The organism is Streptomyces sp. NPDC059668 (assembly GCF_042734135.1).
Lineage (GTDB): Bacteria > Actinomycetota > Actinomycetes > Streptomycetales > Streptomycetaceae > Streptomyces.
In genome coordinates, this window is record NZ_JBHWEL010000071.1 from 4,407 (window position 1) to 11,784 (window position 7,378).

At 73.7% G+C, this 7,378-nt stretch carries 8 protein-coding genes and 1 pseudogene; all 9 read right to left on the reverse strand.

Going from position 1 to position 7,378, the window contains the following annotated elements; translation table 11 throughout:
- Positions 1–191: 191 nt before the first annotated feature.
- Positions 192–773 carry a TMEM165/GDT1 family protein gene (locus ACFV2J_RS34430; protein WP_385085343.1) on the reverse strand — a complete coding sequence of 194 codons (582 nt, stop codon included), beginning with the start codon at positions 771–773 and terminating at the stop codon, positions 192–194.
- A gap of 339 nt (positions 774–1,112) precedes the next feature.
- Positions 1,113–1,388 (reverse strand): hypothetical protein, encoded by a 276-nt coding sequence (locus ACFV2J_RS34435; protein WP_385085341.1) that lies wholly within the window; start codon positions 1,386–1,388, stop codon positions 1,113–1,115.
- A 64-nt stretch (positions 1,389–1,452) separates the two neighbouring features.
- Positions 1,453–2,904, reverse strand: a complete 1,452-nt coding sequence (locus ACFV2J_RS34440) for a WGR domain-containing protein (RefSeq protein WP_385442350.1) — start codon at positions 2,902–2,904, stop codon at positions 1,453–1,455.
- Between the two features lie 106 nt (positions 2,905–3,010).
- The gene (locus tag ACFV2J_RS34445; protein WP_385085338.1) at positions 3,011–3,445 is read right to left on the reverse strand and encodes a VOC family protein; all 435 of its coding nucleotides are present in this window, start codon (positions 3,443–3,445) and stop codon (positions 3,011–3,013) included.
- Between the two features lie 127 nt (positions 3,446–3,572).
- Positions 3,573–4,277: a DUF2470 domain-containing protein gene (locus ACFV2J_RS34450; protein ID WP_385085336.1), complete on the reverse strand. Its 705-nt coding sequence runs from the start codon at positions 4,275–4,277 to the stop codon at positions 3,573–3,575.
- A gap of 161 nt (positions 4,278–4,438) precedes the next feature.
- Positions 4,439–5,461 carry a sugar kinase gene (locus ACFV2J_RS34455; RefSeq protein ID WP_385442355.1) on the reverse strand — a complete coding sequence of 341 codons (1,023 nt, stop codon included), beginning with the start codon at positions 5,459–5,461 and terminating at the stop codon, positions 4,439–4,441.
- Positions 5,458–6,357, reverse strand: coding sequence for an SMP-30/gluconolactonase/LRE family protein (locus ACFV2J_RS34460; RefSeq protein WP_385085332.1), 900 nt, complete (start codon positions 6,355–6,357; stop codon positions 5,458–5,460). Before ACFV2J_RS34460 ends, ACFV2J_RS34455 begins: the two co-directional genes overlap by 4 nt.
- Positions 6,354–6,986, reverse strand: coding sequence for a bifunctional 4-hydroxy-2-oxoglutarate aldolase/2-dehydro-3-deoxy-phosphogluconate aldolase (locus ACFV2J_RS34465; protein ID WP_385085330.1), 633 nt, complete (start codon positions 6,984–6,986; stop codon positions 6,354–6,356). The genes ACFV2J_RS34460 and ACFV2J_RS34465 overlap by 4 nt, the downstream gene beginning before the upstream one ends.
- A 31-nt stretch (positions 6,987–7,017) precedes the next feature.
- Positions 7,018–7,378 (reverse strand): annotated as a pseudogene (locus ACFV2J_RS34470) (hypothetical protein); the annotation flags it as partial.

Here is a 7,378-nt window from a genome sequence, read left to right on the forward strand (position 1 = left end):
GGCCCCCCCGGCCCCCAGGGCGCCCGCCGCCCGCCCGCGGTGGACCGCCGCCTCCGCCGGAGGGGGAGCCGACCGGACGGGTGTCCCGACGGCACCCCTCCTGGAAGGCCACTCCTGGACAGCCGCTCCTGGACGACCGGCCGCCTGAACCCCGGCCGGTGTCCCGTGATCGCGCGCGTCCGGCGGAGGTGTCAGCCGGTGAAGGCTTCGACGAGGGTCCAGACGGCGAGTCCGCCCATGCACAGGGCGCCGATGCGCTGGACGTTCTTCAGCGGCACGCGCTGGGCGATGAAACGCCCCACCACGAGGGCGAGCGCGGAGACCGACATCAGGGCGAGGGCCGAGCCGATGGCCGTGGGCAGCCAGCCGTTCGTGGCGGCCAGGTTGGCCGTCGTGATCTGGGTGAGGTCGCCCCATTCGCTGATGAAGACGGCCATGAAGGCCGTGGTGTAGACGGGCCAGAAGCCGGTCACGGTCTTCGCGGTGCCGTCCTCGTCGTCATCGTCTCCCCCACGCAGCAGGACGAAGGCACCGAAGGCGAACAAGGCGGCGGAGACGAGCTTGACGGCCATGGCCGGAAGCATGCCGAGGAGACTGCCGGCGCCGACGGCGATGGCGACGTGCACGATGAAGGCGGTGGAGGTGCCGAACCACACGTACAGCGGCCGCATCCTGGTGCCCATGGCCAGTGAGGCGAACATGGTCTTGTCAGGGAGCTCTGCGAGGAAGATCAGCCCGAAGGCGGTGATGAGCGCCAGGGGGTCGAAGGTCATTCCCTTGCTTTCTGCTGGGGCCGGGCCGTCGGCTCGTACGGCACCCACAGGGCGACGGGAGGAACCACTCGGCCCGGCACGACGGAGCAGCCCACACGGAAGTGCGGGCCGGGTCATGCCTGGCCGAAGGTCTCGTCCGCCCCGCACGCCGTGCGGTGGCCCGGTGGCCGGGGCTCCCTAGGGTGCCCAGTGTGTCGACCAGCGGTTCTCGGGACTACTCCCCTTCGCTGCCCTTCAGCCTAACAGGCGATCCCCGGCGCCCGTCCCGGCCGCCCGGGGCCTGCTCACCTGGCCGGACGGCCGGACAGCCGTCGGCGTGGGCGCAGGCGGAGGGCGCGGTCAGGGGGTGTCACCCGACCAGTCCCAGCGGGCCCCGCCACCGGGGCGCGGGTCGTACAGCGCTCGCCCGCCGGCACCGAACCGCCCCAGCTCCGTCTCGAGGGCGACGCCGGTGCCCGTCTCCTCCGGTGTCCAGCCGGTGATGTCGAGCAGCAGTCCGTCCAGCGGACCGCCGACCAACTCGCCGTAGACATGTCCCGGCTGTGGACCCCGCCGGGGATCGTCGTGGTCCGCACCGTAGACCCGACCGCGCAGCAACTCCTCGTCCCTGTCCATGCGTCCCAGGATTCCAGTCACCACTGACAACGCCGGCCCGCCCGAGGCCTTCGACGGGCCCCGTTCACAGCAGTCGCCGGATGTCACCGCGGACACGGTAGAACCCGCCGGCCGCGGGGTGCAGGGCGTCCACGACGTAGCGTGTGCCGGGCTCCCGTATGGTCCGCGGGAACTGCACGTTCCAGGACGTGTCGTAGCCCTCGGACACCACGTGTACGCGCAGCCGGCCGCCCGTCCGCACGCACTCGACGACGATCGCCCCGGCCGGGGCGTGGGCCACGGTGGTCACCGCGTCCACGGCGGTGGCCGGGGCGTGGGCCGGCAGGGCCGCGGCGAGCTTGACGTCCCGCGCCACCGGTACCGTCCCCCGCTGGGCCGCGGCGACCGCCGCCTCGCTCGCGTCCACGCACACCAGCGAGCCGTCCGTGGTCACCAGGTACAGGCGCTCGTCGCGGTACTGCATCGACAGCGCGGAGCCGCCGCCCGTGCCGAGCTTCCACAGGCGTGTCCCGTCCCGGTCGAAGCAGTAGACGGACGACGCCGCGTCACCGGCGAAGACGTACCGTCCACTCGGCGAGGTCGCGCACGAGTAGACCGCGCTGTCGCAGGCGTAGGTGGCCTCGATCCCGCCCGTGGCCTTCGACAGCCGCTGGACGACGTGGTGCGCGGTTCCCGCGTACACGGCGTCCCGCTCCTGCCAGCCGAACAGGACGCCGCCACGCGTGGGCGTGTGCCACAACTCGCCGCCGCCGTCCGGTGCGTAGGCGGTGACGCCGCGGTGGTGGCCGTGGTAAACGGCCCGGTCGTCGGCGCGGACCATCCAGGCGTGCTCCCCCTGGCTGCGGCGGGCCCACTGGTGCTCGTCCTCGTGGTCGATGACGGTGAGCCGGCCGGCGCGGTCCGAGACGTTCAGGACGCCCTCGTGGATGTCCAGCCAGAAGATGTCGACGTCCGCCGCGACGTCGTAGGCCGCGAACGGCACCTTCGAGGACAGGTCGTAGACCCTGCCGTCGTCGCAGCCCGCGTAGATCCAGAAGTCGTCGGCCACCAGGCACTTCACGCCGTCCGGCAGGGTGAAGCGGGCGAGGACGCCGCCTTCGTGGTCCAGGGTGTAGACGTCGCCCGACTGGTTGCCGACCCAGCAGCGGTCGTCGTCGACATGGATGCCGAACGCCGAGGAACCGGTGCGGAACCGCCACAGCACGGGGGCCACCGCGCGTGCCGTGGACGGAGCCGAGGTGACCTGACGCCGGGTCACCGCGCGCGGGGCGCGCTGCCCGGCGACGGCCGGGGCATACCCCTTGCGGACCTTCTCCCCGACCTTCCTGGCGGCGGCCGACCGCGCCTTCTCCGGAGTGGCGAACGTCGTCGTCTGGGTCTGTCCCGCGGCACCGATCCGTCCGTAACGAACCGTCACCACCAGCTCGTCGACGGCTACTTCGTAGAACTTGTGCGCGCCGTCGCCGTCCTGTGACAGCTCCAGATACGTCGTCGACACCGCGGACCCCGCAGCCATGGCAGACCCCTCCCCAGGGCGGACCCACGGCCTGTCCCGCCGGTCCCACTTCTCGAACCGTAGAGGGCGGCACTGACATCGGTGCCGGGAGACCGGCGGGGGGGGCTCAGTCGAGGCAGAACTCGTTGCCCTCGACGTCCTGCATGGTGATGCACGACTCGTTGTCGTCGTCGGCGAGCAGTACGTGCACGACCACCGCGCCGAGTTCGACCAGCCGTGCGCATTCGGCCTTCAGCGTGGCCAGGCGTTCTTCGCCCACGAGGCCGGTGCCGACCCGTATGTCGAGATGCACCCGGTTCTTGACGACCTTCCCTTCGGGAACGCGCTGAAAGTACAGTCGCGGGCCCACACCCGAGGGATCAGCGCAGGCGAACCAAGCGCCCTGGTCCTCGGGAGCCCGGGAGCGGTTGTAGTCGTCCCAGGTGGCGAAACCCGCCGGCGGTGGTGGTACGACGTACCCCAGCACCTCACACCAGAAGCGGGCGACGCGCTCGGGTTCCGCGCAGTCGAAGGTGACTTGGAACTGCCTGATCGTTGACATCGGCGCACCCTACCAAGGGACTTCGGCCGCCCATTTCCGTACCGACGACTCCATGGGGACGCCTGATGCACGCCCGTGTCGGTGGCGAGCTGTCGGACGGGCCTGAGCCGGCTGACGCCGGGCCGGGTCAGGCGGACAGGCGGCTGTGGTGGGAGGCGCGCCGGGCCGTCGCCAGGAGGGCACGGATCCGAGGGCCGGCCTGGTCGATGTCGCCGGCGGGCGTGGCGAACGGCAGCCGGACGTCACGGTGCGTGGTGGGGTACTCCAGGCGCAGGGTCACGCCGTACCGGTCCATGGCCAGCGGGACCGCGCGGATCATGCCCTTCACCGGGTGGGGTCGCACCAGGCGTACGAGGAGAGGGACGAGTTCCTCGTGGCTGTCCACGAGGTGGGTCAGCATGCTCGCCTCGCTGGTGGCCATCGGGTCCGGGGCGACGGCCTGGAGTTCCTCCCACGTGACGAACCGTCGGCCCTCACCGTCCTCGATGACCGCCTGTCCGAACTCCATACAGGCGCTTCGGGGTGACTCGTCGCGGTAGGGGGCCGCGAGCAGCCCGGTGAGGGTGACGCGGGCACGCAGCCGGTCGCGCACGGCCGTGGGCGCGATGTCGGTGAACTCGACTCGCGCCGGGACGCGCGTGCCGGGCTCGGCGGGACCGCCCTCGGCCGGATCGTGGAGGTGGACGCGGCCCATCGCGCTGGTGCCGTCGAGACGGTGGACCTCGGCATGGCTCCCGTCACTCACCACGGTCATGGACTGGGCCGCGTACAGGACCGACCGCACGCGCTCGGCGGGGGTCGGCCGCGTGACGCGGGCGCTGTGGAAACGCATGCGGGTTCTCCAAGGTGACCGAAGGGGCCGTAGCGGTCCGGCGAGTTACTTAGGTGAGCCTAACCTAATTTACTCGATGGGTGGGGGAGGCATCCGCGCACACCCTCGGCACCGGACCCCTGCCGCCCGGCCTCAGGACCCTACGGGGACACCCCTCCGTCTCACCGGTCCGGCGATCCCGCCTCACGGTGGGCGTCCTCCGAGCGAGCCACCCGGGCCCACTCCTCGGCGGACAGCCCGAGCAGCCGTCGTACGGACCCGGCGTCGGGGAGCGAACCGTGGTCGCCCGTCACCCTGAGGGCCGATCCGGCCGTGATGTGGCCGAGGCGCAGGGCGCGCGTCAGGGTCTCGCCGCGGAGGAGACCGGCCAGGAATCCCGCGGCGAAGGCGTCGCCCGCGCCGACGGGTTCGACCACCAGGGTGCGCAGCGCCGGGACCACGACGGGTTCGCCGTCCAGCACGGCGGCGGTGGCGGACTCGGCGCCGTCCTTGACGACGACGATCCGCGGGTGCGGCAGCAACTCCCGTACGCCGGCGGCCGTGAGACCGGCACCCCACAGGTCCTGGGCCTCGTCCAGGCCGACGAAGACGACATCCGCGCGGTCGGCCAGATCGCGCAGGACGGTGGCCGCGGTGCCGTCGTGCCACAGGGCGGGGCGGTGGTTGACGTCGAAGCTGACGGCGTACGGCCGTTCGGCGGGCGCGGTGCCGAGCGCGCGGCTCACCAGGTCCCGGCAGGACGGGGACAGCGCCGGGGTGATCCCGCTGACGTGCAGGAGGGACGCGGCGCGTACGGGCCGGGTGTCCAGCAGACCGGGGCCGAGGGCGGAGGCCGCCGACCCGGAACGGTAGTAGTGGACCCGGGTTCCGTCCGGGTGGGGGGACTTGAGGAGCAGGCCGGTGGGCCGGTCGGGGTCGGTGCGGACGTGGGTGACGTCGACGCCGGCGGCGGCGACGGCGGCCCGCACGCGCCGGCCGGGCGCGTCGTCGCCGAGTGCGGAGAGCCACGCCACCGGTACGCCGTGGTCGGCCAGGTACATCGCGACGTTGGACTCGGCCCCCGCCACCGTCAGGCGCAGGTGCTCGGCCTCCTCCAGCGGGCCGACCGGGTCGGGGGCCAGGGCCGCCATCGTCTCCCCGACGCACACGACGGGTCCGGGAGCCGGCCGCCACGACGCGGTCACGCGGGCCCCCCGGCCGGGAACTCCGGTACGGGCACGGCCTCGTGGAGCCGGAACGCGGGCGTCGGCGGGCCGGGCACGTCCACGCGGACGGAGAACACGGCGCCGTCCTCGGGACGCGGATCCGCGAGTCCCACCCGGGCCGAGGTGATGTGCAGGACGTCGTGCTCCAGACACACTCCGGCAGGCTGGCTCGCGGGCAGCGGCAGGACGCGGTCGGGGGTGCCGTCCGCGAGGTAGCGGCGCACGGTGCCGGTCCCCCACACGGCGACCCACAGGGCGCCCTCGGCGTCGACGGTCATGCCGTCCGGGCTGCCGCCGTCCACCGTGACGAAGACCTCGGGTGTGCCGAGGGCGCCGGTGGCCCGGTCGACCGGGTGGCGCCGGATCACTCCCCTGGCACTGTCGGCGAGGTACATGCACGTGCCGTCGGGCGTGAAGGCGGGTCCGTTCGGGACGGTGATGCCGTCCAGGACCCGGACCACGGCACCGTCGTGGTCGACCCGGTACAGCGAACCGGCGTTCTCGTCCGCGTCGTAGCCCATGCTGCCCGCCCAGAAGCGGCCGGAGGGGTCGGCGACGGCGTCGTTCATGCGCGTACGGACCGCCGCGCCGTCCTCGGGCCGGCCCAGCCAGGTGGTCGCGCCGTCGGGCGCCAGCAGGCAGACGCCGGTGTCCGCGGCGGCGATCCAGGTGCCGGGACGCCCGGCCACCGGGGCCACCGCTCCGATCGGGAAGGGGAGTCGGGCCAGCGGTTCCAGGCGGCCGGTCCGGTCCGTCGGTGCCTTGAGGAGGCGGCCCGCCAGCAGGTCGACGAGGACGACCTCCTCGCCGGTCCAGCGGATGCCCTCGCCGAGCTCCAGGCGGTCGGGGCGGGTGACGTGCGTGGGGGTGCTCATCGTCCGGACTCCTCCGCGACGGCACGGAAGGCGCGGGCCCGGTCGCGGAGCGCGGCGAGGCTGCCTCCGTCGGCGGCGTCGCCGACCAGGGGCGAGCCGACTCCGACCGCTGTCGCGCCGGCCGTGAGGCAGGCGTGGGCGGCGGCGGCGTCGATCCCGCCGACGGGGACGAACGGCGCGTCGGGGAAGGGGCCGCGCAGCGCCTTGAGGTAGTCCGCTCCGCCGAAGGGCGCGGCGGGGAAGAGTTTCAGGGCCTCGGCTCCGAGCGCGCGGGCGGCGATGACGTCGGTCGGGGTCAGCACCCCGGCGAGGACCGGCAGGCCCAGGTCGCGGGCGGCGCGGACGCCGTCGCCGAGTCCGGGTGTCACCACGAAGGCGGCTCCCGCACGGTGTGCGGCGTGGGCGTCGTCGGCGCTCAGGACGGTCCCGGCGCCCAGGAGCGCGTCGGGCCCGAGCGCGTCCCGGGCCCGCTCGATGACGGTGAGGGCGTCCGTTCCGCTCAGGGAGACCTCGATGAGGTCGACGCCCTCCTCGGCGAGGGCCAGCACCGTGCGCAGCGCGGCGTCCGCGTCGCCTCCGCGCACGATGGCCAGCAACCGGCGGGCGGCCAGGGCGGCTTGCAGATCCACGGTAGGGAACTCCTTGTCTCGACTGCGGTGTTCAGGGGCAGCGGCAGGCGGTGCCGAGGGTGAGGCGCCAGCGCACCTCGCCGGAGGCGGGGACGCGGGCCGCGTCGTCGGGTCCCGCCTCGGCGAGGTCGAAGGCGCGGCCGAGCATCGGTTCGACGCCGTTGCTGCGGTACGGGGCGTGCTCGGGGAAGCCGCCGAGGTTGCGCCACAGGGCGACCGACACCGGCTGTTCCTCGGCGTGCAGGGCGAGGTGGAGGCGGTCGGGGCCGTCGTGGACGCAGGCCTGCCGGGCGTGGACGGCGGAGCCCACGGCGGTGGCGACGTGGGGGGCGTGGCGCACCAGCGGGTCTCCCCGCCGGCTCGGCCCGCCGCCGGTCATCCACCGCGCGCCG

Bases quoted from the DNA above. Each gene is read 5' to 3' on its own strand.
- ACFV2J_RS34450 (WP_385085336.1), bottom strand. From the start codon at position 4,277: ATGCGTTTCCACAGCGCCCGCGTCACGCGGCCGACCCCCGCCGAGCGC.
- ACFV2J_RS34430 (WP_385085343.1), bottom strand. From the start codon at position 773: ATGACCTTCGACCCCCTGGCGCTCATCACCGCCTTCGGGCTGATCTTC.
- ACFV2J_RS34445 (WP_385085338.1), bottom strand. From the start codon at position 3,445: ATGTCAACGATCAGGCAGTTCCAAGTCACCTTCGACTGCGCGGAACCC.
- ACFV2J_RS34440 (WP_385442350.1), bottom strand. From the start codon at position 2,904: ATGGCTGCGGGGTCCGCGGTGTCGACGACGTATCTGGAGCTGTCACAG.
- ACFV2J_RS34435 (WP_385085341.1), bottom strand. From the start codon at position 1,388: ATGGACAGGGACGAGGAGTTGCTGCGCGGTCGGGTCTACGGTGCGGAC.
- ACFV2J_RS34460 (WP_385085332.1), bottom strand. From the start codon at position 6,357: ATGAGCACCCCCACGCACGTCACCCGCCCCGACCGCCTGGAGCTCGGC.